The sequence below is a fragment of the Hoylesella pleuritidis genome (genome assembly GCF_963541955.1).
Classification (GTDB): Bacteria; Bacteroidota; Bacteroidia; order Bacteroidales; family Bacteroidaceae; genus Prevotella; species Prevotella pleuritidis.
This window is the reverse complement of the sequence record NZ_CAUTUT010000002.1, coordinates 1-26,097: the sequence shown is the minus strand read 5'-3', so window position 1 is coordinate 26,097 and position 26,097 is coordinate 1. Positions and strand designations below refer to the sequence as shown.

26 protein-coding genes and 1 pseudogene are annotated in these 26,097 nt (G+C 45.8%); 9 read left to right on the top strand and 18 right to left on the bottom strand.

Translation table 11 applies throughout. The features are described 5' to 3' along the window. The first annotated feature begins 130 nt into the window (after window positions 1–130). Window positions 131–925 (top strand): ADP-ribosylglycohydrolase family protein, encoded by a 795-nt coding sequence (locus RWY97_RS00890; RefSeq protein WP_315565006.1) that lies wholly within the window; start codon window positions 131–133, stop codon window positions 923–925. 19 nt (window positions 926–944) lie between these two features. Beyond that, window positions 945–1,844, top strand: a complete 900-nt coding sequence (locus tag RWY97_RS00885) for a helix-turn-helix transcriptional regulator (RefSeq protein WP_315565005.1) — start codon at window positions 945–947, stop codon at window positions 1,842–1,844. Between the two features lie 511 nt (window positions 1,845–2,355). Here RWY97_RS00885 and RWY97_RS00880 read toward each other — a convergent pair. From RWY97_RS00880 to RWY97_RS00865, 4 genes are read right to left on the bottom strand one after another with little or no spacing between them, the layout of a single operon-like run. Beyond that, window positions 2,356–3,609 (bottom strand): M16 family metallopeptidase, encoded by a 1,254-nt coding sequence (locus tag RWY97_RS00880; protein ID WP_315565004.1) that lies wholly within the window; start codon window positions 3,607–3,609, stop codon window positions 2,356–2,358. Continuing rightward, window positions 3,599–3,889 (bottom strand): hypothetical protein, encoded by a 291-nt coding sequence (locus RWY97_RS00875; RefSeq protein ID WP_021584913.1) that lies wholly within the window; start codon window positions 3,887–3,889, stop codon window positions 3,599–3,601. Before RWY97_RS00875 ends, RWY97_RS00880 begins: the two co-directional genes overlap by 11 nt. 25 nt (window positions 3,890–3,914) lie before the next feature. Then, window positions 3,915–4,922, bottom strand: coding sequence for an SPFH domain-containing protein (locus tag RWY97_RS00870; protein WP_315565003.1), 1,008 nt, complete (start codon window positions 4,920–4,922; stop codon window positions 3,915–3,917). 54 nt (window positions 4,923–4,976) lie between these two features. After that, on the bottom strand, window positions 4,977–6,296 hold the full coding sequence (locus tag RWY97_RS00865; RefSeq protein ID WP_315565002.1) for a hypothetical protein: 1,320 nt from the start codon (window positions 6,294–6,296) through the stop codon (window positions 4,977–4,979). A gap of 309 nt (window positions 6,297–6,605) precedes the next feature. On the opposite strand from RWY97_RS00865, the gene RWY97_RS00860 reads away from it, so the two are divergent. Continuing rightward, complete coding sequence (locus RWY97_RS00860) at window positions 6,606–7,799, top strand: FprA family A-type flavoprotein (protein WP_315565001.1); 1,194 nt, start codon at window positions 6,606–6,608, stop codon at window positions 7,797–7,799. 90 nt (window positions 7,800–7,889) lie between these two features. On the opposite strand, the gene RWY97_RS00855 is transcribed toward RWY97_RS00860, so the two are convergent. Continuing rightward, window positions 7,890–8,153 carry a hypothetical protein gene (locus RWY97_RS00855; RefSeq protein ID WP_021584825.1) on the bottom strand — a complete coding sequence of 88 codons (264 nt, stop codon included), beginning with the start codon at window positions 8,151–8,153 and terminating at the stop codon, window positions 7,890–7,892. Here RWY97_RS00855 and RWY97_RS00850 point away from each other — a divergent pair. From RWY97_RS00850 to rnc, 4 genes are all read left to right on the top strand, one after another. After that, window positions 8,136–9,167 (top strand): lysophospholipid acyltransferase family protein, encoded by a 1,032-nt coding sequence (locus RWY97_RS00850; RefSeq protein ID WP_315565000.1) that lies wholly within the window; start codon window positions 8,136–8,138, stop codon window positions 9,165–9,167. The genes RWY97_RS00855 and RWY97_RS00850 overlap by 18 nt on opposite strands. Before the next feature lie 249 nt (window positions 9,168–9,416). Further along, window positions 9,417–9,653, top strand: a complete 237-nt coding sequence (locus RWY97_RS00845; protein WP_021584835.1) for an acyl carrier protein — start codon at window positions 9,417–9,419, stop codon at window positions 9,651–9,653. 107 nt (window positions 9,654–9,760) lie between these two features. Next, window positions 9,761–11,023 (top strand): beta-ketoacyl-ACP synthase II, encoded by a 1,263-nt coding sequence (gene fabF, locus RWY97_RS00840; RefSeq protein ID WP_315564999.1) that lies wholly within the window; start codon window positions 9,761–9,763, stop codon window positions 11,021–11,023. After that, window positions 11,013–12,056 carry a ribonuclease III gene (rnc, locus tag RWY97_RS00835; protein WP_315564998.1) on the top strand — a complete coding sequence of 348 codons (1,044 nt, stop codon included), beginning with the start codon at window positions 11,013–11,015 and terminating at the stop codon, window positions 12,054–12,056. Before fabF ends, rnc begins: the two co-directional genes overlap by 11 nt. Before the next feature lie 171 nt (window positions 12,057–12,227). On the opposite strand, the gene RWY97_RS00830 is transcribed toward rnc, so the two are convergent. The 4 genes from RWY97_RS00830 to dapB form a co-directional block, all read right to left on the bottom strand. After that, window positions 12,228–12,878 carry a WbqC family protein gene (locus RWY97_RS00830; RefSeq protein WP_273176511.1) on the bottom strand — a complete coding sequence of 217 codons (651 nt, stop codon included), beginning with the start codon at window positions 12,876–12,878 and terminating at the stop codon, window positions 12,228–12,230. Further along, window positions 12,869–13,336, bottom strand: coding sequence for a signal peptidase I (lepB, locus tag RWY97_RS00825; RefSeq protein ID WP_315564997.1), 468 nt, complete (start codon window positions 13,334–13,336; stop codon window positions 12,869–12,871). Before lepB (RWY97_RS00825) ends, RWY97_RS00830 begins: the two co-directional genes overlap by 10 nt. 77 nt (window positions 13,337–13,413) lie before the next feature. After that, the gene (gene lepB, locus RWY97_RS00820) at window positions 13,414–14,859 is read right to left on the bottom strand and encodes a signal peptidase I (RefSeq protein WP_315564996.1); all 1,446 of its coding nucleotides are present in this window, start codon (window positions 14,857–14,859) and stop codon (window positions 13,414–13,416) included. 103 nt (window positions 14,860–14,962) lie between these two features. Further along, window positions 14,963–15,718 carry a 4-hydroxy-tetrahydrodipicolinate reductase gene (gene dapB, locus RWY97_RS00815; RefSeq protein WP_315564995.1) on the bottom strand — a complete coding sequence of 252 codons (756 nt, stop codon included), beginning with the start codon at window positions 15,716–15,718 and terminating at the stop codon, window positions 14,963–14,965. A gap of 647 nt (window positions 15,719–16,365) precedes the next feature. Here dapB and RWY97_RS00810 point away from each other — a divergent pair. Then, window positions 16,366–16,833: a nucleoside deaminase gene (locus RWY97_RS00810; RefSeq protein WP_024991367.1), complete on the top strand. Its 468-nt coding sequence runs from the start codon at window positions 16,366–16,368 to the stop codon at window positions 16,831–16,833. 15 nt (window positions 16,834–16,848) lie between these two features. Beyond that, window positions 16,849–18,075, top strand: a complete 1,227-nt coding sequence (locus tag RWY97_RS00805) for an anaerobic sulfatase-maturation protein (RefSeq protein WP_021584912.1) — start codon at window positions 16,849–16,851, stop codon at window positions 18,073–18,075. Window positions 18,076–18,181: 106 nt separating this feature from the next. On the opposite strand, the gene RWY97_RS00800 is transcribed toward RWY97_RS00805, so the two are convergent. The 9 genes and pseudogenes from RWY97_RS00800 to RWY97_RS00765 all read right to left on the bottom strand — a co-directional run. Further along, the gene (locus RWY97_RS00800) at window positions 18,182–19,564 is read right to left on the bottom strand and encodes a DUF5458 family protein (protein WP_315564994.1); all 1,383 of its coding nucleotides are present in this window, start codon (window positions 19,562–19,564) and stop codon (window positions 18,182–18,184) included. An 18-nt stretch (window positions 19,565–19,582) separates the two neighbouring features. Continuing rightward, a complete protein-coding gene (locus tag RWY97_RS00795) occupies window positions 19,583–20,041 on the bottom strand; it encodes a type VI secretion system contractile sheath small subunit (RefSeq protein ID WP_024991364.1) in 459 nt (152 codons plus the stop codon). A gap of 756 nt (window positions 20,042–20,797) precedes the next feature. After that, window positions 20,798–20,992: a hypothetical protein gene (locus RWY97_RS00790; protein WP_315564993.1), complete on the bottom strand. Its 195-nt coding sequence runs from the start codon at window positions 20,990–20,992 to the stop codon at window positions 20,798–20,800. Window positions 20,993–21,044: 52 nt separating this feature from the next. Further along, entirely contained in the window at window positions 21,045–21,443 is a 399-nt protein-coding gene (locus RWY97_RS09895) for a DUF2931 family protein (RefSeq protein WP_390883238.1), read from the bottom strand. A gap of 211 nt (window positions 21,444–21,654) precedes the next feature. Beyond that, window positions 21,655–22,074, bottom strand: coding sequence for a PAAR-like protein (locus tag RWY97_RS00785; protein WP_315564992.1), 420 nt, complete (start codon window positions 22,072–22,074; stop codon window positions 21,655–21,657). 2 nt (window positions 22,075–22,076) lie between these two features. Then, window positions 22,077–22,796 (bottom strand): hypothetical protein, encoded by a 720-nt coding sequence (locus RWY97_RS00780; protein WP_315564991.1) that lies wholly within the window; start codon window positions 22,794–22,796, stop codon window positions 22,077–22,079. A 57-nt stretch (window positions 22,797–22,853) separates the two neighbouring features. Next, entirely contained in the window at window positions 22,854–24,338 is a 1,485-nt protein-coding gene (locus tag RWY97_RS00775) for a T6SS phospholipase effector Tle1-like catalytic domain-containing protein (protein WP_315564990.1), read from the bottom strand. A gap of 4 nt (window positions 24,339–24,342) precedes the next feature. Next, window positions 24,343–25,404, bottom strand: coding sequence for a DUF2931 family protein (locus tag RWY97_RS00770; RefSeq protein WP_036931361.1), 1,062 nt, complete (start codon window positions 25,402–25,404; stop codon window positions 24,343–24,345). Window positions 25,405–25,531: 127 nt separating this feature from the next. Continuing rightward, a pseudogene (locus tag RWY97_RS00765) lies at window positions 25,532–26,097 on the bottom strand (hypothetical protein); the annotation flags it as partial.

The window sequence follows — 26,097 nt, the reverse complement described above, 5'->3', positions numbered from 1 at the left end:
TACAATTTACATCCTCGAAACAACGTCAACAAATCGCCGATAAACTTTATTTTCTACGCAAAAATCGGCCTTTTTGCAAAATCTTTACTATCTTTGTGTCAAGTATAAACCTTTAAAAATCTGCATAACTATGTTAGGAGCAATTATCGGAGACATCATCGGGTCGCGTTTCGAGTTCGGAAATGCCCCGCGAAAGGGATTTGAATTATTCACAGATGAGTGCAGTTTCACCGACGACACCGTCTGTACCATTGCCGTTGCCGATGCTGTTCTCAACGAGCGAAGCTACAAAGAATCGCTTCTCGAATGGTGTGCCCGCTATCCGAAACCGATGGGCGGCTACGGCAGCAGATTCGAGTCGTGGCTCCGATCGCCTGACTCCGCACCCGCAAACTCATTCGGCAACGGGTCAGCAATGCGTGTCAGCTCCATCGGGTGGCTATTCAACGATTTTCACGCAGTGCTTGACGAGGCCCGACGTTCGGCCGAAGTAAGTCACAATCATCCCGAAGGCATCAAGGGAGCACAGTGCATTGCCGCATCCATTTACTGGCTCCGCACGTGCCGTGTGTCCAAAGACGAACTGGAAGAGGCTGTCGGTCGTCGTTTCGGTTATGACATTCCACCCCTGCGCAATGTCTACAAGATCGGCAGCGAAGGCCATTTCGATGCCACATGTCAAGAAACCGTGCCGATGGCTCTGCGCTGTTTCCTCCATAGCGAGAACTTTGAAGACGCCGTTCGGCTGGCTGTTCTGGCCGACGGCGACACCGACACGAAAGCTGCCATCACCGGTTCTGTGGCCGAAGCGCATTATAATGTGCCCGAGAAACTTATCGAACAAGCCTGCGACCGACTGCCCGTAGAGATGCTCTCGGTGCTGGAACGGTTTTATAACAAAATCGAAACGGGCGTCAAACTATAACCGAATAAAAGACATCGAGATGCGACACGACAAATTAGGAAGAGAACTTGAACTGATCATTCTGCTCACCCGGAATGCCGATTACACGGCACAAGACCTGTGCGAAAAGCTCGGCGTAACTCGCCGTAACCTTTATTACTATCTTGATTTTCTGCGATATGCGGGATTCGAAGTCATCAAGCACGGCTATTATTACCGCTTGGGGCGACGCTCCCGATTCTTCACACGACTGCGTGAAGGTATCGATTTCACCGAGAACGAAGCCGTTTTCATCCGTCGTCTGCTCGAACGTGCCGACGAAAACAATCCGCTCGTACCTCATCTCAAAGCGAAACTCGATCGATTCTACGATTTCCGAATCACCAACGACCCGCATTTGCAAACGCGCCTGGCCCACAATGTCGAGAAACTTATAGATGCCATCAAATTCAAAAGTGTGGTGCTGCTGCACAATTACTCGTCGCCGCACAGCCACACAGTTACCGACCGTTTTGTAGAACCGTTCGAACTGATGAACGGCAACAATGATGTGCGGTGCTACGAAATACTTTCCGGGATGAACAAAACATTCAAAGTGGCGCGTATGGGCGATGTAGAGCCGGTCGATGCAACGTGGGGTAACGAAGCCAAACACCGCCGCGTGTTTACCGATGTGTTTATGTTCAGTGGCGAAGAGCAATTCGGCATCGACCTATTATTGGGTCAATTGTCGCGCAATCTCTTTGCCGAGGAGTACCCACAGGCCGCCGATTGTCTTGCTCCTGCTGCCGACTCACGTTGGCATTTGCACATAGACGTGTGCAGCTACACGGGCATCGGCCGTTTCGTCTTAGGTCTTTACGACGATATCGAGGTCTTGGGCGACGCTGGTTTCAAAGCCTATCTGAAAGCGAAAATCAATCATTTCAAAGACTGTTGAATTGAGAATTGACAATTGAGAATTGACAATTGGAAATCGGTTGATCGTGATTCATACGGAAGAACACAAACGCATAAGAACAGGTCAGAGCTCTCTCGATAGGCAACAATTATCCCATTGAAAATCAACGGGATAGGAAGTCCTCTGCAATTAACCGTTAATCACCGTGCGTTTAACGGTTAAATGCGCGGCAAAAAGCCGTTAATCGCACGCCGTTTGATGCTTAAATGCACGTCCATTAACCATAAATTGCTCCGTCCGAAGATATTTATCTGATAACCAATGATTTGCATTGGCAGTAACTCCTTTATTTATCCGCGTAGCGAATGCGATATAAACCGTATTCACAGGGGTGCAAGTTATTTTGTGCGTTGTCTTCATCCGTGTAGCGGATGCGCTGTTGTCAGGGCACTGTTGGGAGCAAAGCGGACAACGGTGCCTGGTTGGGCGCCGCTTTATTCAACGCTGTAAGCGTTGCGCTGTTTTATGTTTCAAAACGCAATGCGGTGTTTCAGTGCAGAATTAAGGTTGTCAACCGGTCGGGATTGAACAAATCTTGGGCCACGGTTTGCAGTCGGTCAGCCGTTACTTCATCGATATAGCGGAAAAGATCGGACACATTTTTCTCACGCCCATAGTGCAAATAGCTCTTTGCGAAATCGAGTGCAAAGTTCTCACGGTTATCGCACGATACGCCGATTTGCCCTTTAATCTGTTTCTTCGCGGCATTCAGGCGGGTGGCAGTAAGGGGCTTTTGCATCACGCGATCGAGCTCGCGGGCCACCAACCGACGGCAACGCATCGTGTCTTTGGGGTCACACCCGAAGTAGATGCACCACACACCGGTGTCTCCGTAACTCACCATCGAGCTCTCAACGGTATAAACCAGTCCGCGACGTTCACGCAAAGCGAGATTCAGGCGAGCGTTCATCCCCGGTCCGCCGAGGATGTTATTGAGCAAGTACAGGGCTATTCGGTCGGGATGATGGGCACCGTAAGCCCGGTTTCCGATCATCACGTGGGCCTGATGTGTGCCCATATCACGGATGATTTCACGCGGAGTGTAAAGCGGCAGAGCGGTCTTAGAGGGTGCTGCTGACGGCTCGCCGGCAGACGAAAACACTGTCGGCGCGTGACGAGGAAAGGTTGCCGTGGCCCGCCGTAACATCTTGACGAGGCGGCAAAAATCGATATCGCCATAGGCAAAAAACACGGCATTGTGCGGCTGATAGTGCTTGCCGGTGAAGCGCAGGGCGTCTTCGGTAACGTAAGTGCGCAGCCGTTCGGCCTTGCCTAAGATGTTATGCCCCAGCGGGTGATGATCGAAGAGGATGTTTTCAAACTCGTCATAGATCAGCTCCGCAGGCGAATCGTTATAGCTCTCGATTTCATCGCAGATCACTTCCACCTCTTTATCGATTTCGGTTTGCGGATAACGGCTGTGGAAAACGATGTCGGTGAGCAGGTCAATGGCCCTCGGCGTATGTTCCTTTAATATCGCGGCGTAGAACACCGTGTCCTCTTTCCCCGTGAAAGCATTGAGGTCTCCACCAACGCTTTCAAGACAATTGAGGATGTGCCACGCCTTTCGGCGCTCCGTTCCTTTAAAAGTCACGTGCTCGCAAAAGTGTGCTAGGCCTTCTTCTCCGGGCATTTCGTCGCGCGTTCCGGCGCAGATCTCATACCCGCAGTAAACCACCGGCGATGCCGACGGTCGGTGAATGATGCGCAATCCGTTGGGAAGCGTCGCCGTGTTATACGTCACTGCACGCTCCTTCCTGCTCTTCTTGCTTGCGTTGTGCTACGTTGCCGCTCTTCGGGTTGTAGCCTTTGGCGGGGTTTCCGAGCAGGAACGGGATGAAGATGAGCAGTGCAATGACTGCCAGATCAATCAGTCCCACGGTGAGAATGATGTGGTTCAGCGTTTCACGCGACAGTTGCCATGCCTCAGGCAACGCAATATTCCAAACGTTGATCACGGCATAAACGATGACCAGCAAGATAAGCAGGAGGATGCTCCAAGCGATTCCTTTGATGTATTTCATATCTGTATGCTATGCAATGAGCGATTTACAGTTCGGTGAGCAGCTCTCGTTTCTTCTGCTCGTAATCAGCTTCGGTAATGATGTTTTCGTCTCGCAGCAAGCGCAGGCGCGTCAAACGCTTGGTCAAATCGTCGTCACTACCGCGGCTTTCAGTCATTGCCTGCGTGGCGGCTCCCATCTGTTTGCCCAATTCGAGACCTACACCCATTTGCAAACCGCTGCCTGCCAGCCCGCCTTCATTGCGTGCGGCATCGCGCAAGGCACGCAGTTTTTCGAGCTCGGTATAGGTGAGTCCACCTGCTGCTGCGGCTTGTGCGTCGGCCGAGACATCAGCAATCCTACCGATACGGGCCTGTGTCTGCTCATCGAATTGCGTGCCGTTGATACGAAAATCGGTCAAAGTGAAACCCAGCTTTTCGTATTCGCCGTTGAATTGTGTGGTAAGCGCCTCGCCGATCTCAGCGAGATGGCCGTCTATTTCGGTGTAAGCATATCCCAATCCGTGCAATACCGAGACGATGTTCTGCGACAAACGATCGAGCAACAAGTCGCGAACAGACTCGCTGCCAACGACAGGTTGCGGGCCCACAATATTCTTGAAGAAAAACGAAACGTCGCTGATACGATACGAGAATGTGCCGTAAGCGCCCATCTCTACGGGCAGACGGTATTGCGAGTCGATGAATTTCACGGGCGTGGCAGTACCCCATTGCTGGTTGACTATTTGCGTTTTGCGAAAGAAATAGATGCAAAGCTTGTGCTCACTTTCAAATCCCTGACGCAGCTTTATGAGGTTCGTGAAGAAAGGTTCGTTAGCTGTTTTCAGATTGAATATGCCTTCATCGGTCAGCACATCGGCCACTTTGCCTTCGTAAACGAGCACTGCTCCCTGGCCCGGAGCAACGATAAGCTTGCTCGCATTGATGACTTCGTCGTGCCGGGAAGGGTGCTTATACCAGACGATTTGCGGGTTGTCGTCGTGCCATTGAATGACAGTCGACAACTGATTGTGAAATAGATTACTGATGGACATAAGTTGATGAGTTGGTAATTTTTTATGAGTTTCAGCGCATTTTCTCGTCTTTTGCTACCTGAGTGAGAATATGCTGCGTGTCTTGCCGTCGTTACCGAGGAACCAAACGGTATCGAAATTCGCGATGAGAAAACCCTGCGCGGTTTTCACTATGGGGGCAATGAATTCTTCTTTCAACGTTTCCGGCGCACGGACTGACCATTTACGTTGGGCCGTTTTGGCGTCCAATAGCTGGTAAACAAAGGTTATATCGGGTGCTGCTGTGGGTTTATAGCGAATGAGTAGCTGTTTGTTGTCGAACCAAAGCACACTCGCATCGAAGTAATGAGCACCCGGTGTGAAGTCGGAATACTTGATTAAGCGAGCCTGTTTACGGCCGAACGTGCTGATAAAAGCCTTTTTCGAGCCTGCGTTTCCAAAGGAAATACCCGCTTTCTCACCGAAATCGCGACACCAGCCAAACGACCAATAGTCGTCGTGTGGATATCCGACCTGCCAGTATTGCGTATATTTGATAAGCTGAATAGGCTCTTCCGGGTAGTCGTGCGTGGGATGGGAGAAGTTGAATGCGGTGCGAATCACGGGGTTGGGTAGCGCTTCGGCGGTTGCATTGAAGTACTGTCGCTGTGTATATACCTTATTAATAATAGGCAGATAATACCGTTCTTTGCCGAGATTCGTCATAATCTTGAACCCGTCGGAATCGTCTTTGCCGATGAATTCAATGGTTGCAAAACCGTCGCGTAATGCCGAAACGTTTTTATACAAGGTTACTTCCCGCAGCGCATAGGTGGTTCTATCCAGCTCAAACCACTTGTTTTTGTTGATCAGGATGTTGAGTGTTCCGTCCTCAAAAAGTTTATAACTCACATTATCTAACTTGTCAACGGGAAGCGTTAAGTCTGAGAGTTGCTCCTGTTTTTCCACATCATAGAGTCGCATTACGTAGCTTTGGCTTTGGGTTTGATAGTCGCCTGTGCTCAACATACCAAATACTGCGACGACTGCTCGACCTTCTTTTCCGGTAAACGGGACGATTTTCTCGATTCGGAAATTCTCGTTTTCTTTGGCAGTTGATATGTCTACTGTCGGCGTTGTGTCGTTATGCTGAGTACCGGTATGGCTGAACCCGCCCATTATTGCAACGAAAACAAACACCGTTATACCTACAATCGCGGCGAGAATAGCCTTTGTTCCCTTACCGAGTATCTGCTCCAACCCAGGCGTTTCGTACCGATGATGGATGGTAATATCGTCGTTATCAAGGAAGAATTCACTCGAACACGACTTGCATCGATAGTGTTCCGGCTTGATTTCTTCTATTTTCGTACTCCCGCATTGCGGGCATTTGATCACTTTAATACGCTTATTCATCGCTTGTTTACAGGTTATTTCAGCCTCATTTGAGACCGAAACGCGCACAAAAATACATATTTTTCTTCGGATAAACATACTTTTTAAAGGTGAAAAGGTAGAAAAATGGAAAGGTGAAAAGATGAGAACACGAAAAGAATAGATGATAAAAGAAACAAGTACAAATAATAAAACGGGGCTCGGCATTTAGTCAATTGTTAACTATGAATTATAAAAAATGTGTAAGTTTGCTTTGTTTTCTGCTTAAAATTACAGACCTTTGCAGCGTGAAAAGGAACGGAATGAATGGCTCATTAACAAACAAACGCTATGACAGAAATCAAAGATAAGGTCTACTATGTAGGCGTCAACGACCGCAAAAAAACACTCTTCGAGGGGCTTTGGCCGCTTCCCGGCGGTGTGTCTTACAACTCTTACCTCATCGACGACGATAAAATCTGCCTGATAGATACCGTCGAAGTAGACTTCTTTACGCAATTTCTCGAAAACATCCGCGAAGTGATCGGCGATCGTCCGATAGACTATATCGTCATCAATCATATGGAACCGGATCACAGCGGGTCGCTCTCGCTGATGCGGAAATATTATCCCGACATACAGGTCGTAAGCAACAAGAAAGCATTCGATATGCTGCGGGGCTTTTACGGCATATCAGGCGGCGAATACGAAGTGAAAAACGGCGACACGCTTGAACTCGGACACCACACCCTACAATTCTTTCTCACCCCGATGGTGCATTGGCCTGAGACGATGATGTCGCTCGATGTAACCGACAACATCATCTTCACGGGCGACGCATTCGGCTGCTTTGGTGCCTTGAACGGCGGTCTGATCGACAGCGAAATCAACTGCGACGACTTCTGGCTGGAGATGATTCGCTACTATTCCAACATTGTAGGAAAGTACGGAACACCCGTTCAGAACGCCCTGAAAAAGCTCGCCGGCATCCCACTCGATTACATCTGCTCTACGCACGGCCCTGTATGGCACGAGCACCTTAATAAAGTAGTGGCGCTCTACGACCAAATGAGCCGTTATGAAACCGAAGAAGGGCTCGTGATTTGCTTCGGAACAATGTACGGCAACACCGAACGGATGGCCGAAGTGATTGCACGCGCAGCCAGCCAGGCAGGAATCAAGAACATTGTAATGCACAATGTGTCGAAGACACACCATTCTTACATCATCCGCGACGTGTTCCGCTATCGCGGACTCATTGTTGGCGCCCCCACGTATAACACCGGGCTCTACCACGAAATGGACGTACTGCTGAGCGAACTGGCCAACCGCGACATCAAGAATCACTATCTCGGATGGTTCGGAAGCTATGGATGGGCCGGCAAGGCAGTAGCTAAAATCAAGGAATGGAACGATACGCAACTGCACTTCGAGCCCGTAGGCAAACCCGTAGAGATGAGACAAGCCCTTACGGCTGACGTCGCCGCACAATGCAGCGAATTAGGAAAAGCAATGGCCGAACGGCTGATTGCCGACCGGAAATAAGTCGTATCTATCTGAAAAAGACCGTTAAACGCATCGCAAAAAGCCATTAAACGGCGCGCAATTAACCGTTAGTTGCCGTGTATTTAACTGTTAGTTGTCAAGCAACCAACCGTTAATCGTCCACCGATTAACGACTTTCTGCAAGACTTTCTTCTCTTTGGCTGTCGGGAGGTGTTTGCATATCCACCCGCAGGCGATGTCGAAATACGGTAAGAAACGTCTCTGCACGTGCAGGCGAATACGCCGACGCACCCCGACAGAAGTGGTATATGGGTGACCGAAAAGATAAAATTCTCTCTCGCAGAAAGGGAGAAAACGAATGAAAATAAGAACGGAATGAGAACAAACGGACATACAACTCCCTCTCAGGGAATGTCGAAAAAGAGTCTCTCTCCCTCTTTCGAAGAGAGTCGGAGAGAGACTTTCTCTTCCTTTTCGAAGAGCAACGGGTGGGCGACTTGGATATTCGGGAAGATGCTTCTGAGCTTTTTCCGCCTCCTTTCGCGCCTACCACTGCGTCTGCTTTATGTTATTTCCGATTTTGAATACCTTATTATATACAGAGTTCTGCGATATCGCCGGCACATAGTGAGGGCCAATCTCACCGGCGCTTTCCCCGAAAAGCCTACCGAAGAGATACAACACATCGAGCGAAAATTCTATCATTGGTTCTGCGATTACTTCTTCGAGGCTGTCAAACTGCTCACCATCAGCGACGAAGAACTGCGCAGACGCTTTACTATCAGCAACTCTTCGGACATAGTGGGATGTTTTCGCGAAGGCCAATCCGTGGCTGCCATTCTCGGACATTACTGCAATTGGGAGTGGCTCTCGTGTGTAGGCATTGATCTTCCAAGTGCTACGCGGGCCGGACTGATTTATAAACCGCTCCGTAATCGGGCTTTCGATGCGCTTTTCCGGGCTATTCGCTCGCGCGTGGGAGGCATTCCCGTGCCCAAGAACGACATCCTTCGTTACCTTATCGACTATCGTCGGCGAGGCTTGATGAGTATTTTCGGCTATATATCCGACCAAACTCCGCGTTGGGAGAATATTCATTTGTGGGTTCCTTTTCTGCATCACGATACGCCGGTCTTTACCGGTGCCGAGCGAATTATGCGCAAAATGAACAACGCCGTTTACTATGTCGAGATGTCAAGACCGCACCGTGGCTACTACACTTGCACTTACCGACTCATCACCAAGACACCAAACGCACTTCCTGAGCACGAAATTACACGTCGCTTCTTCGTTTTGCTCGAAGAGACAATCCGCAAAGCGCCACAGTATTATCTGTGGAGTCATAACCGATGGAAACGTACCCACGAAGAATATAATGCGAGGAAGAGTAGACAAGTGAACGAGTAAACAAATAAACGAGGCTACTTATCAACTTGTCTACTCGTTCACTTGTCTGCTCTCCTACTTGTTTACTCGTCAACTCATTCACTCGTTTACTTCTCCAAAACAGCTCATTTATTGCACAATTGCAGGGTAAATGTGCAATAAATAGCGCTTTTTTAGTGAAAAAGTTTGCGTGAATGAATAAAAATTCGTTTCTTTGCAGCCGAATTTTTAACATTGAAACGATTTACAAACCATTTAAAAAGAAAGATTATGTCAGAAATTGAATCAAAGGTAAAGGCTATTATCGTAGACAAACTCGGTGTTGATGAGGCTGAAGTTAAGCCCGAAGCAAGTTTCACAAACGATCTTGGCGCTGACTCGCTTGATACGGTTGAACTGATTATGGAGTTCGAGAAAGAATTCGGAATCTCTATTCCCGATGACAAGGCAGAGACCATTCAGACCGTCGGCGATGCTATCGCATACATCGAGGAGAACGCAAAGTAAGTCTCCGACAATCACTCGCGACTGACGAGTGTTAGTTGCTCCGTTTTTTATCAATGTCAAAAGGAACAACTAACACTCATCAGTCTTTTTTATCTAAACCAATCAGAATGGAATTAAAAAGAGTAGTCGTAACAGGATTAGGTGCCGTTACTCCTGTGGGCAATACGCCCGAAGAAACGTGGCAGAGCCTCGTTGCAGGCAAAAGCGGTGCTGCACCTATTACGCATTTTGATACCTCCAAGTTTAAAACACACTTCGCCTGCGAGGTGAAAGGCCTCAATGTGAACGATTTCATCGATCGTAAAGAAGCCAGAAAGCTTGACCGATATACGCAGTTGGCGTTAATCTCGGCAATGCAAGGCGTAAAAGACAGTGGCATCGACTTGGAAAAAGAAGATAAAGAACGTATTGGCGTGGTCTATGGAGTGGGTATCGGCGGAATCAAAACCTTTGAAGATGAGGTGACTTATTATGGTCAGCATATTGACGAAGGCCCGAAGTTCAGTCCTTTCTTCATTCCGAAGATGATCGCCGACATCGCGTCGGGACAGATTTCCATCCATTTCGGATTCCATGGCCCCAATTACACCACGACATCTGCGTGTGCTTCGTCAAGCAATGCATTGGCAGACGCATTCAATTTGTTACGTTTGGGCAAGGCCAACATCATCGTTGCAGGCGGTGCCGAAGCTGCAGTCTGCGCCTGCGGAGTGGGCGGATTCAACGCAATGCACGCTCTCTCGACCCGCAATGACGACCCCGAGCACGCTTCGAGACCGTTCAGCGCAAGCCGAGACGGCTTTGTGATGGGCGAAGGAGCAGGTTGTCTGATCCTCGAAGAGCTCGAACACGCCAAAGCGCGCGGTGCAAAGATCTACGCAGAGATGGTTGGCGAGGGCGCAAGTGCCGATGCTTACCACATCACGGCAAGTCATCCAGAGGGTCTCGGAGCCAAACTCGTGATGCAACGCGCCCTCGAAGATGCCGGTTTGAAGCCCGAAGATATTGACTATATCAATGTTCACGGCACATCGACACCCGTCGGCGACATCTCAGAAGCCAAAGCTATCAAGGATGTTTTCGGCGAATCAGCCTATAAACTCAATATAAGCTCTACCAAATCGATGACCGGTCATCTCCTCGGAGCTGCCGGTGCCATAGAGGCTATGGCCTGTGTACTGGCCGTAAAGAATGATATCATTCCGCCAACTATCAATCACAACGATGAAGATATCGATGAGGAGATCGACTACAAGATGAACTTCACGTTCAACAAGGCTCAAAAGCGCGAAGTGCGTGCTGCTTTAAGCAATACGTTTGGCTTCGGAGGACACAACGCCTGCGTTATCTTCAAGAAGTATGCTCAATGATTTGATCGACAGAATAAGGCTCCCTTTCCGCAAGGATAAGGAGCTTTATTTGTCTCTATACAATGTAATCGGCTTTTATCCGCACGATATCAGCCATTATAAGTTGGCTTTGATGCACAAGAGTGTAATGCATCGGAACAAGAAAGGCAAGCCATTGAACAACGAACGACTTGAATTTCTCGGCGATGCAATCCTTGATGCCACTGTGGGCGATATCGTTTACCGACATTTTCCGGGCAAACGCGAAGGCTTTCTTACCAATACACGCAGTAAACTTGTGCAACGCGAGACACTCAATCGATTAGCCAACGAGATGGGTATAAACCGTTTAATAATGTCATCCGGGCGCAGTTCTTCTCATAACAGCTATATGGGAGGAAATGCGTTCGAGGCTCTTGTTGGCGCCATTTACCTTGACCGAGGCTACGATGCTTGTATGCGATTCATTGAACGACGCATTCTCGGCAAGATGATCAATATCGATCGCGTGGCATATAAGGAAGTTAACTTCAAGAGTAAGTTGATCGAGTGGTGTCAGAAGAACCGAATCAAGATGCGATTCGAGCTGATCAAGCAGGAGAAAGACCCGCAGGGGAGTCCTGTTTTCAAGTTTGCCGTGGTGTTGGAAACTGTCAGATGCAGCGAAGGAAGCGGATTCAGCAAGAAAGAAAGCCAACAGTTGGCCTCTAAACTCACCTTGGAGCGTTTGAAAAGAGAGCCACAATTCATTGACGAAGTATTTGCAGCCAAGACCGAACGTACCAAGATGGAGGAAGAACCGGTTGAAATCGTGCCCGAGACAGAGGCCAAAGACGACTTTATTATTCCTCGGCCAATTGCCGACTCAACAGTTTCTGAGTCTGCTCCGTGCGAAGAACAATCGACTGAGACACCTGTATCATTAGTCGATTCCATTGCCAAAGACCCTGATTTCGATCTGAGCGACATTGCGGTTAAGACCGAGGACGATATGGATCGAGAAGAAATCATCGCTGCTGCAGAGGCTGCCGCCTTTGAAGAGGGTGATCAATGAGAACCAGTCTCACCCCCAATCCCTTTCCAAAAGAAGAAGAGAGGAAAATGAAATAGCTGTTGAATATAATGTAAACAATGCTAAAACATAATCCTCCCTTTTCCTTTTGGAGAGGGATTAGGGGTGAGACTGTTTATTATTTATCCCTGAGTTCCCCACCGGGAACAGATTTTATAGATACAAAACAGACTCGTTACCTTGATTAAAAAGCAGATCGAGAATGCTCAGATTAGGCAGGAAGCCGTGCTTCTGTTCGTAAACCTGATAGTATCTGCGAGCTTGAAAGGTCGCATCGGATAACGGATGCTTCGGTCGAATGGCATCGCGGAAATCATAAATATTACCCCGTTCTTCCTTTGGTAAAGCAGTGATATCCGTCGACTGAGCAACTTTAACAAAACAATCAGTGAGCTTGATGTGCGGCGTTAAATCCAAAAGCTCGCACATCTTATGCGTAATCGCAAGATTGAAATCAAAAAGAAAGTCCCATTTTTGCGTAAAGAAAGGATGCAAATCATCCGCATAGAAATCGAAAAAGGGGCTTTCGCCATAAGCTGAAAGCAGTGCATTCCAATGGAGCCGGCGCCAATTGGCGTGGTCGCTAATACGGATATCACGCATCAGACACTTCTGTCCGTCGTACTTTTCGATAGGGATGGAGAGCGTTTGCAGCCCATTTGTCGTGGCAATTACACATCGGTTGCGATAGGTCTGTTTGATAAAATGATCGTAACACTCTATCAAGCAATTCTCGAATCGGTTGAGTTTCTGATACCACTGCACCGGTCCGAAATAGGCAGAAGACAAAAGTGCTACTGCCATAAACGAAAATTGAAAAGGCGAACAGCCCGTCCTTGGATGCTATGTCGGTGTACGAGCACCTGAGAACGACCTGCATCTATCAGGTAATAACGGCAATTCGGACAACCGCAACGCGTGCAACAATGTTGCGGCAAACGATAATGGACCCGCCCGATACGGACGGTATCACCCGGGACGGCAACTATTTGTCCGATAAACTGATTCTTGTCGCCATAGACAACACGGTCGCCCACAGTGAAATCAGTACGAGAAAGCCGATTCACCAACACCCGATCACCGGCCCGTAAATGCTGGTCAACAACGGTTTTAGGCACAGTGTAAATGGTGAAAAGATAAGTTCGGACACCCCACATCACTGCAACGGCAATTACGAGAACGATAAGAAAAGAGAAAACCTCACCTCCAATCCCTCTCCAAAAGGCAAGGGGAGCAACGTGTTTCGATCTTCTTCTTATCATATCTACCTGTCATTACGAATTGCTTCCCTCGCCTTTTGGAAAGAGATTAGGGGTAAAGCTTTTTCTTTTTTACACCTTTACTTAATATGATCCACGCACTTAAAGAGTCGGTTCCAACGTATTCCGCCGAACCCTTTGCGGTCGGGCGAGTGCGACCACCATATAAATATCGGCTTGCCCACAATGTGATCTTCGGGCACAAAGCCCCAATAGCGAGAGTCGGCAGAGTTATGTCGGTTGTCGCCCATCACCCAATAGTAGTCCATTTTGAACGTATATCGGTCGGCCTTTTTACCGTTTATGAAAATCGTTTTCCCTTTTACGTCTAACTGATTGTGCTCATACACACGTATCGGGCGCTCATACAGAGGCAGATTGCGCATATCCAACTTCACCGTTTCCCCTTTCTTGGGAATCCAAATGGGGCCGTAGTTATCACAAGTCCAACCTGTTACGAGATTGAGCGGATAGAGTTTCTCAGTCGATGCATCCGTATTGGGCGTCACAGAAGCCACGATATCTTTACGCGATTGCAGCGTTTTGAGAGCCGAAGCAGTGAGAGGCATACAGCCGGTTTGATTGAGATTCATAATATCTTCCATCGTTATATCGAGCTGGTCGATAAGACTTTCGGGCAAAGTCTGCTTTAATTTCACACAATAAAAATACTGAGCATTGTCCGGTTCTTTGTTGGGCTTGCCATCGAGATAAACGATTCGGTTTTTGATTTGCAGTGTCTGTCCCGGCAACCCGACACAACGTTTAACGTAATTCTCACGTCGATCAGTAGGCCGATAGATGATATCGCCATATTCGTTGGGGTTATCTGCGATGTATTTGCGGCCGAGTGCATAGATATTCGCAAAATAATCGCGTTGCGCCTCAGGACTGAGCGTAGCCGGATCAACGGTGGGCTGCTGTTGTGTATAGAGCTGACTGCCGAACGAATAAACCATTTGATAATAATCGCTCGATTGCCATTGCGGTTCGTTTACCAGCGTGTCGCCCGCAGGGAAGTTGAAAACCACAATGTCATTGAGCTTGACTTTCCCCAGACCTTTCACCCTTCGATAGTTCCAATGCGGCCAATTGATATACGACTTCACATTGATCAAAGGCAGCGTGTGCTGTGTGAGCGGCATCGTGAGCGGTGTTTCGGGAATCCGCGGACCGTAACTTACCTTGCTCACAAAGAGATAATCGCCCGTGAGCAATGATTTTTCGAGCGAGGAAGACGGTATTACATAGTTCTGGAAGAAGTAAAGGTTGATGAAATAAACGGCCACTAATGCAAAGACCAGTGCATCGGCCCAGCTCATTATGAAGCGAACGGGCCCCTCGGCATCCTTCCACCACTGCCAACGAATGCGTTTGGTGATGTATACGTCATAAATAAACGGAACCACAATAAGCCCCCACCAGCTCCCGACCCAATACAGGAAGAGCAGGTATAGCACCAAAACACAGGTTAATTTGGCCCATTGTACCTTGGGATTCCTCTTTGCTTTCTCTTTGTCTATCATCTTTTCGGATTTTATTCTTTGTCAAATTTTATGCCTGCTACGGGTCGTTCCGGCATTGTCGGGCAGCACTTGAAGTCACCGATTGCGATTGCAAACCGCTCGGTTAAAACTGAAACAGATCGCTTGTAGTGAGCAATCCCGAGTGCGTGGCGGTGTACTCGGCCGCTAATACGGCACCCAATGCAAAACCTTTGCGGTTATGTGCGTCGTGTGTCAGCGTGATTTGATCGGCCTCACTGTCGTAAATGACGGAGTGAATACCCGCCACCTCGCCCCTGCGAATACTCTCGATGGGCAGCGCATCGGGGTCAGCAGCATTACTTCCCGACACAGTTCCGTCGGCCATTTGCTGCACGCCTTTCACCCATTTATCCTTGCGGTCGAGTTCAGCAATGATATCTTCGGCCAGCGTAATGGCCGTTCCCGAAGGTGCATCGAGTTTATGCACGTGGTGCGTCTCTTCTATTCGCACGTCATATTGCGTAAATTGGTTCATAATCTGTGCCAACTTACGATTCAATGCACCGAAAATAGCCACACCAATAGAGAAGTTCGAGGCCCAGAACAACGTCTGCCCACCCTCGGTACACAGCTTTCTGACCTCAGCACCGTGGTCTTTCATCCAGCCCGTCGATCCGCTTACCACTTTCACATTGTGCTTGAAAGCCCGCAGATAATTGCCGAATGCCGCCTGGGGTGTGGTAAATTCAATGGCCACATCAGCCGAAACAAATGCCTCGCTGTCAAAGTCCTGCTGATTATCTACGTCGATGATGCATACGATTTCGTGCCCGCGGCTGCGCGCTGTCTGCTCGATCATCCGCCCCATCTTGCCATATCCGATTAGCGCTATCTTCATCTTGAACGTTTTAAAAATATTGCAAAGATACTGATTTTTGGCAGAATACATTCCGTTTTATATAAAATAATATATTTTTGTCTCATTACCCCCTTTCCATAGCTCTCTAAGTTATGGTGGTGGGGTATGTGAACGAAAACTCATTTCAATTTGAATAATAGTAAAAAAGAACATAAGTAAAGAATGAAAACACACCCGATGTCCCCTTGTAAGGGCCTCTTGGTGTATCGGCCCACAAAGAGATACAAGCCCATTGCGGCTCAAATAGGAAAACAATAGAGCAAAAAAATGATAAAGCTTGTATCTCGCTGAAAATCAAACGTATACAAATTAGTTCGCAATTAACGGTTAATCATACGATGAAAAGCCGTTAAATGCAAGGTAATTAATGGTTAATGATGCTTTGTTTAATGGCTTTTCACCGTGCGATTAACCATCAGTTGGGATCGGGATGCCGTTCGTTTGCCGACAGCCGTTTCCGGTTGGCTTTGATAAAAACGGTTTTGGAGCCTTCTCTTTCGATTTACTTCCCTCTTATCCAAGACTTTTCTACGCTTCCTTTTTTTTGCTTTTCCATCTTGAAAAGCCGTTGTGATTCGGATTTTTTACTTAAATTTGCAATGAAAAAGTATTTTGAAATCAGAAAGATGAATAATGAACAATTGATGCGTAGGGCCATCGCACTGTCAGAAGAAAGCGTCAGCCGCGGCGGCGGACCGTTCGGAGCGGTCATCGCCCAGGCCGGAAGAATCGTGGCTGAAGCATCCAACAGCGTGACGATCGACAACGACCCGACAGCGCACGCTGAGGTAAACTGCATTCGACAAGCTGCTGCCCACTTGGGCACTTTCGACCTCTCGGGGTGTGAAATATATACTTCCTGCGAACCGTGCCCGATGTGTCTCGGCGCGATTTACTGGGCCCGGCTTGATAGAATATATTATGCCAACGACCGAAAGGATGCCGCCCGTATTGGATTCGACGACGACTTTATTTATCAGGAAATGCCCCTGAACCCCGAAAACCGTAGCAAACAGATGACGATTTTGCTGCCCGAAGAGGCTGTCCGCGCCTTTCGGATGTGGGAAGAACGGATCGACAAGACCGCTTATTGATTGCACGCACGACCTATGACCGCTACGATTGCGCCTTTTTCGCGCCCACTTTACGTAATGCTGAAGCCCATCGGGGCCCATTGCAATATGGCTTGCAAGTATTGTTATTACCTTGAAAAGGCCAAACTTTACGACCAAGTGCCGCGTCACGTGATGACGGATGAGATGCTGGAACGTTTTGTTCGTGAGTATATCGAGGCTCAAACGATGAGTCAGGTGCTCTTTACGTGGCACGGGGGGGAGACGTTTATGCGGCCGTTGTCGTTTTATCGGCGGGCGGTAGAGTTGCAACGGAAATATGCCCGAGGTCGACAGATTGACAATGCAATACAAACCAACGGCACGCTGATTACCGAAGAGTGGTGTCGTTTTCTGAAAGAGAACGGCTGGTTAGTGGGCGTCTCCATCGACGGACCGCAGGAGTTTCACGACGAATATCGCCGAACACAGTCGGGGAAACCCTCGTTTGTCAAGGTGATGCAGGGCATCCGACTCCTGAATAAATACGGTGTGGAATGGAATGCAATGGCTGTTGTCAATGATTTCAATGCCGATTATCCGCTCGATTTCTACCGTTTTTTTAAAGAGATAGGGTGCCATTACATCCAGTTTACTCCTATTGTAGAACGTTTCGTGCCGCACGACGACGGTCGACATCTGGCCAATTTGCAGGACAAAACCGACTGTTCCGTGGCCGATTTCTCCGTAACACCCGAGCAATGGGGGGATTTTCTCTGTACGATTTTCGACGAATGGGTGCGTAATGATGTCGGAAACTATTATATACAGCTATTCGACAGTACGCTGGCTAATTGGGTGGGAGAGCAGCCCGGAGTGTGTGTGTACGCGCGAGAATGCGGTCACGCTTCGGTGATGGAGTTCAACGGCGATGTCTATTCGTGCGATCATTTTGTCTTTCCTGAATACAAACTCGGTAATATTCGCGAACAAACGTTGGTCGAAATGCTGTATGGTGAGAAACAGAAAGCTTTCGGGCGAATGAAGCGAAACAGTCTACCCGATCAGTGCAAGGCGTGCGAATACCTCTTTGCCTGCAATGGCGAATGTCCCAAGAATCGTTTTGCTGTGACCGCCGACGGGCAACCCGGCTTGAATTATTTGTGTAAAGGGTATTTCAGATTCTTCAAACACGCAGCTCCTTATATGGATTTTATGAAACGTGAGCTACTCAACGGCCGCCCGCCTGCTAATGTAATGCAGGCTTTCCGACCCCGAATGTAAAAAGCATTGGTATTTTATTATGTGGCGATAAAAAAATGGCAGGGAAATGTTTCCCTGCCATTTCGTTTTAATCGGAATAAATATAAGTCGGCGATAGCCTATGGTTTTATTCTTGGTTGTATTGACTCTCCCAGTTAGCTTCTTCCGGAGCGTCGCCCTTGCGACCCTCTAACTGAATGACAAAGCTCTTTGCGGGGAAGTAAGGCGTAAGGTGAATATCTAATAGTACTCGATCTTTTTGCTTAGGATCTTGCTCGATTCTGATAACTTTGAACTTTTCGATCAAGCGCGTCGGACCTTGAATGCTGTCTAAAAATCTCACGATTTGACTCCTCAGATCGGCTTCCGTGCGCGTCGTCCAGTTTTCGAAAGCACGTCGGTTGAGGAAATCGAACAACACCTTGGAGATGTAGTCGAATACGCGTACGACGGAGTAGGTTTGCAGACCGAGGTTATCGCCGTTGAAAAGTGTCTTAGCCGAGAAAGCCATTACTTTGCTATACTCGTTCACCATCGGCACAAGTCCCATTCGTTCGAGCTCGGAAATTTCGCTTTTCTTTAAGTCGAAGCGTACGCTTTCCACTTCATTCAGACTACCGAATTTCTTTCCGGCAACTACCTGCGACATCAACGTGCTGTATATCTTTCCAGCAAGTGCACCCGAACCGGGAACATACAGATTCTCTTCCTCGCCTACTTCTGCCACCCGCGGACGACCTAACAGATAGTTACAGGTCATAATTACGTTCGATTTATATACGTCGCCACCTGTATGGTCGGCATTGAAGAAGATATCGACGACATCGTCCGGAGTTTCCAAGTCTTGGAAGTCTGTCACAAGCATTACCTTGTTGTTATGTGCCAGCTTAGCCCATTTGTCGAGCACGGCATTAGATCCCAAGTAGCCAGGAATGATCAGAATCGAATAGTTGCGGCGCAGATCCAGGCGATCGAAGTTCTGGCTGAGCTCGTTACCGATGTAATCGATGAAGAGCGTGTTATCCAAATCTTTCAGTTGTGCCATATCCGCATTGACGATCGTCACGTTCTTCACCTTGCTGCTTTCCGTATTCTTATAGAAAAGAGCAACCGAACGGTAGGCCGTCTCTAATTCGTGGACCCGGTTCAGTGCCGTGTGCAGATTCTTGTAAAGCAGATCCTCTACGCTTTGAGCCTTATCTTTGGCTCTGTCTCTCATTTTCTCGGCCGACTCGCCCGTTCTAAGTAGTTCCAACCACACGCTTAGCCTGTTAGCCAGCACTTTGCGTTCGCCCGCCCACTGCTCGTCTGTCAAGAAGATGTTGCGGCGCGCCTTACGCGTAGGATTCAGGTTCGAGAAACCGTCGATAATATTTTCTAAGAATGCAAAACCGCCGTATTCTTTCAGCTTGTCTAACGAAGAAGCGGCTGCCGATGCGTCTTTTCTTACCGCCGATTTACTGGCTACGACGGTCTGCTGCTGTTCTTTTGCTTTTATTTCGTTTTCCATTGTTCTGAATTTAAGAGATTATTTGGCATCTGTGCCTTTGATTTCTTCAAGTGAAGTTTCCAATAAATCGATAATGGCCTGCCGTTTCTCCGGATTCTCCAAAGCTTTCAGCAAAGCCTTATTGGACGACAGCTGTCGAGCAATCTTTCTGTTCTGTTCTTTCTCTACATTGAGCTTACTGAGAAACTCGCTGCGTTCCATCATACTTTTAGCATCGAAATCGCCGAGATTCTTAAAAGCCATTGTTTCGCTGACATCCTCTCCATTCTCATTCTGCATCTCGAGCTCGACAGAGGGTGAAAAATGTTCGAAAACATCCTCTACCGTTTGCAGACCGTAAACTGCTTCGGGGCTGACGGGGGCATCGTCCGTAAGTTTCTGTACCAACAACGTTCGGTTGGAAGGAATATCCGCTATCGACTCGTTGGCATCAACTTTTACCTCATTACCGCCAACTCCATAATCATAGATTGCCATAATTACATACTTTCTTTTAAGTTATATATTATTATATTTTCGTTTATACAACGCAACACATTGCCTACAAAGGTATGAAAATAAATTCGAAAATAGGCTGCTTAGAATAAAAAATTACAACTTATCATATTGTCCGTAATGATATTCGGTCACATCTGTAAGTCTATTTCACCGGTCGGTCTGAAGCTCGTCGACCGCTTTGCGGGGCCTGTTCTGTTCTGCTATCCCTATCTCTGGTGTAAATAGTTCAAGTTGGCGGCCCGAAACGAGTTCTTTAATGCAGGTTTGAGCGTGAATGTATATTTCAATTCTCCTATTGTTTTAATTGTTTAATAATCAGTGGTTTATATACCCTGCAAAGATACCTAAATTTTCTCTGCCAACAAAATAAATTCTTGGTGAAGAAAATGTATGCGAATTTTATTTACAATAGCGGGTTAATATCGTTTTCAAAGCCATTGCAGCTTCTCTTACTTGTTTGCTGTTGGGAACTGGAATCTGACCTGATGTTTGAAACGAGATGCAATCAAGACAACCTAATGCACAAATTCCCTTACTCGTTTCTAACGAGGGAACAGAGGCCCCATTGATGAAAACGGTTCAAACGTATTTCCCAATGTTTGGTCTGTGGCGGTTAGTTTTCCATTCATACAGATTGACAGATTGTCAATTTTCTTTCTCTATTTGGAATACAAGAGAACAAGTCTCATTTTCAGTGGAGAAGTCAGAGATAACATAAGATATCTCCGTTTTTTACTAATTATCATAAATGATGATACGTTTATTGTTGGAGGTTGCCTCATGAGCATAGAAAGTGGTCCATCCTGAATCGTAAGCGGATAAATGAATAAATTCTGCTCTTACATTTAAAATCTGTGCTTTTAGCTCGTTATTTCCACTAAAATGAATGCCGTTATTATCCATAAAGTATATATTTTTCCCTTTAGCCATTATTCTCTTCCTTCCACATATAAAAAGATATCAAACCAGTTGTTGTATTTGCTTACCCGTACGACGAATTCACCTTTTCTCTTATGGTCTGTACCGAAAGCTTCTTTAAATTTCCTGACAACTTCAACCTCATTAAAGAAAAAGTTACCTGTATAAAGTGTATCACCGACCGACCAGTCAAATTGATATCTGCTTTGTAGAACTTCTGCTCTGTGCACGACAGCCAAAGTATGCTTAGACTATTGGGAAGATCGAAACCTGGATCGTCTTCCAAAACTCCGGCACCATCGCTGGGATCACTTATGCCGCTTCTTGGAGTCTGTTCCATTACGGATAGCTCCCGCCCATTTGTCCCGTAACCTACAAGAGTGTATTGAGTTTCTACTGGGTAATTTATGGGAGCAGCGACGGCAGGTTCCCAAGGAAATTTTGTTCTCGAGCTGTTGTCCATTGTACAAGAAATCATAATAAGAAAAAATACGATTGATAATATTAGTGCAAACAACTGTTTCATTATTCTATCCCTTTGCAATATCAACTTAATCTTTACTTTTAATATTCATCCGTTCCTATGATGTGATAACCATCTTTTTCATTTAACTCTATATTCACATTATCGTATGAATGAGCATTCAGTTTTTTGTTTAAAAGTTATCTGACCTTTAAGGGAATTCAATCCCTAATGGATTTATATCTGCCTGTAAGCAGAGTGCAGAATTGCTTATTTGAGACGTCCCCGGTATGGCAATCTGGCCTGTCGTTTGGAAAGAGATACAATCCTGACAGCCCAAGATACAAGTGCCCTTGCTTATTCCCAATAACGGGGACGAAGAGCTATTGATACTCACACCGTCGTATACTCCTGTCCATTTCACGAGAGACGGAGTGCAGGGTTTTGGAGGCCACGACTTCTTGCATTGGCAAAAGCCGGGAGCTTCTAAGGGGTTGCCCAATGTCTTATCTGTGGCTGCCAATTTGCCATTCATATAGACAACCTGATTGTCCATCACTTTTAGAAAGCCCGGTGTCGTACCGAATTTGCAGAGACATATCGCTCCGTTTACTACATATTCATCTTTCATCGCTATTCTTTTATTCGTTTCAATTCCAGTCTTCTTGTATAATATCCATCGCCTTCAAGTTCTACGATCAATATAAATTGTATATGGTCGAAAGTCCCCATACCTGTCTTATGTACATATGCTCTGCTCTCGTGCGAGAGTAACTTGCGCTCCGTCTTGATTTCTGGAACAGTCAGTAATAACTCCGTTTCATTCTCATCTTCTATGACAAATTGAAAAGTAAGGGAATCTCTTGTAAAAGGGAAATCTGACAATTGATAACTATGACCAGAAATATCCATACACAATACCATCAGCTGGTATATATTGCTTTGGCCGATATGTTGCAAGAACAGTTTCTCGTCTCTGACTCTTTCAAGACAGGTTTCAACATATTGAACTATAAGTGGAGCCTGCTCGTAATGTGCCATTATTCGCTGTCCTTCATCCGAATATCTTTTCCGTACTTCATTAAAGTTAACGATGCTTTTGGGAGTGCCGGTAGGGGATATCTCAATATTTAATGGGTAGAGCACATTACCTAACCAAGACATTACGAAATCGAAGTCTTGTGGTAGCTCTCCGTTAATATATTCTGCCGCCACTTTGTCTATAATCAAAGTTCGGTATCCTTTATTTGGTTTAGTGAAAGATATTCTTATATCCTTACAATAAGTAAATTTATGTCCATTAGGGAAAAAGATTTCCGAGAAAAAAGTATATACTCCACCATAAATGTCCATTGTCATACTATTTCTATACAACAGTGTTACCGGTTATATTTGTTAAGATAAAACCTGCTATCCATTATATACGATTCTTACATTATTTTTAGTTGCGGAACTGGAAATTCCTTTGTGTGCGGACAAATGTATATATTCCGCCCGTACAGCATATATCAGTTTCATATCATTAGGCGTTCCTGAGAATTTTATTTTACCATTCTCAAAATGATATAATCTCTTTGATAACAATAATTGTCTTAATGCTTTTAGTTTGGGACTTATATTTTTACCCGATAAGGATGAAAAAGTTTTAAATACATCTTCTTTCAATGATATTCCACCGTTTTTGATATTTTCTCCCATAATATATAAGGGTATCTTAGAGTAATCCCCTTTGACCTCACGAATCGTCCCTTTATCCAGTCGCTTTAAATAAGTGTCTCTTTCCCTATACCATATTTCAGATATCCATTTCTCGTCATATAACTCCTTTAAAGATTTATATCCTCTACATTGTCTCGGACCGTAAGATTCCCCATTCATCATTATTTCTTCCTTTTCTATGGGTAAGTAGCCTCCCCCGATATCGCTGTGTGCTCCCGGTAAGATAATTTCTTTACATCTGCCTCTCGCGGAATTAGCATTGGTCAACGCAAAATAGATTCGGTATTCGTCGGCAGCAACCAGATGAACGCTCTGCCTTACATAACTGGGGATTCTCAGAGCCAACTCCTGTACATCATTACTAAAATCAGGATTGATCGAAAAATTTGGACTATAAGATGATACTGTATCAAATATGCCGAGAAAACGGACATTCATATGTATTTTGGGACATATTGATTTGATGCCATGTTTTATGAGATGTTTTTCCAGACATACATTTCGACCTTCCGTCTTATCATTCTTTACTCTCCCTAAAAACATTCTATTGATAAAACTTCTGGCTTCTGCCGCCCCTCTGCTAAAGCCAAAAACGTCAAATGTAAGGAATAGTTCGTTGGGAATCAGATTTCTTTTTCTAATTTCGTTAGCAATCTTTTGTGCACTTAATTTACAGGCCGTCTCTATTTTTGCATTAACTCCGGTTCCCCCATTCCCGAATGCACTGTTACTGTCATTATCTGCATTCCCCGATGAGACTTTCCCTTCTTCGTCATTGTAGCGTGTACCTTGTTTGATTTTTTCAGACGGACGATTTGTACCGGGACCTTCGACATAAACCTTAATGGCGTCAGGCATTTTCAACGTATTATAGAGGTACCATAGAATTGCAATATTCGTTCTGGTACTTTTTTTATAGCTGTCATAAGTTGGGTGTAAAACATTCGGAGTAACCCTATGCCACCACTTTGGAGTAACCATATTATGGTATTTTGTATAATTCTCTTTGTCCGATTTAGGGATATGCTCCCTTTCTTCCCAAAAGTTCACATTATATTTGTTGTTACCTGTACCGTCGAAGAAAACACCGACTGTAAGAGAGAGCTTCTTGCTTTCACGTTTTTGATCCTTTGATTTTAATCCTACCGTGCATTTTCTGTTTGTATATCCATACATAATTTTATTCTCCGATATAATGAATGTCTCCTGAATAGATATCTCGATGATTATTATAAAAAGGTTCATCATCTTCTTTCAGTTTCTGCGGTGTATCACGGAATACGTGAATCATTGTCTTCTGTAAAGGGTATTTTTTGCCATCCACACGCAGGAAGATATCAAACTTATTGTTATATTTGCTGATATGAATTACCAGTTCTCCTTTCTTTTCCGTAGAACCGAAAGCTTCTGCATATTTCTTAATAATCTCGTTCTCATCAAAAAAGAAAAACCCGTCATATTCTGTTGTTCCTACTTTCCAAATACATTGGATTTCCCTTACGCAAGGCAATGTTGGATGCTTTACATTATCATCCCTATGGAAATATTCTCCGGTAAGAAAACGATAAAGATAGTCATTCCCCAATACCGTCTTTTCATTTTCAAAAAAATAAGTGATATTATAGGAATATCTTAACTTGTATTGTTCCCAAAGATGCTCAGGAATACCGTTTCTCTTCAGACTCTCTACGACGGCATCAGGATAATCAGAAAGTCTTCCTTTGCAAAAAGCATCCAAAGTTTTGTGATATTCATAACCCTCCTCATCAAAATCTTTCAGAGACATCTGTACTTCCTCCCCTTGCAAGGAATCACAGACCAACTCGCTACGCCCTGTTCCTGTGAGATATAGCCAGACACGCCCCTTAGGCAACATATTGATAACGAAACCATCATACGTCAAATGTTCTTCGGGGCGCGTCTGGCGGTATCCCGTTCTAAACATCGTTAGCATCTTACTTTGTAAATACAGTGGAAGTTGTGCCTTGACTCGATAGAATTTCTTTTCCGTGTAGGAAAGCCAAAGTACATCAATGCTACTCGGGACTTCGAGCTTGCCATCTTCTGTCACACTACTCATATCGATGGTGCCATCGGCATTACCAAGACCCATACCCGTAAATTTCTCCATAACACTCACCCAATTTCCACTATTGCCAATCCCGACCCTTGCATATTTCGTCTCCATCGGATAGAATCTGGGAGATGCAATGAGTGGTTCCCAACAAAAAGTTGTATCCATACTTTTATCTTTACTATTTGAATTTCTATTGCTTGAACAACTATAAAACGGATTTATAAATATTACCAAACAGAATATTGCAGCTTTCAGCATACTTCCTTTTTTCATATTCCTATTTATCTATCTTTTACCCTTTTGCGATATCAACCTTGACATTACTTTTTATATACATATTTTGTTTTGAAGCGATACTTGTCTCACCATCCGACTCCATATTGATTTCCGACAGTGAATGTATATTGATGTGTCTTTCTGAGACAGTTTCCAAATTTCCCTGTATATGATGAACAGCATCTCCAGCTATTCTTGAATTGAGGTCCTTAGAGACATCGGATGTCAGTCCTCCCTGTACACTAATGGATGCATTACCACCAATACTTACATTTGCATCTTCTCCAACTGACATACTGAAATTCTTTCCTACATTCACATTCATATTTTCGGAAGCATTGATGTTCACTTCTTTCGTGTTGACATTCACTTCCTCAGCTGAAGAGATAGAGATCGTACCGTATTTCTCGTCTATGAATATCTTATTGGCGTGTGTCGTTTGCAAAAGGATTGTATGAGCTGTCTCGTCAAAAGTGATCGTAGAGCCGCTTCGGGTCGTAAGGCTTTTCTTGTGATTTTCGGCAAATCCCCCTCCCGCGGTGGTACCATTAAACAGACTTCCCATCACATAAGGTCTTCCCG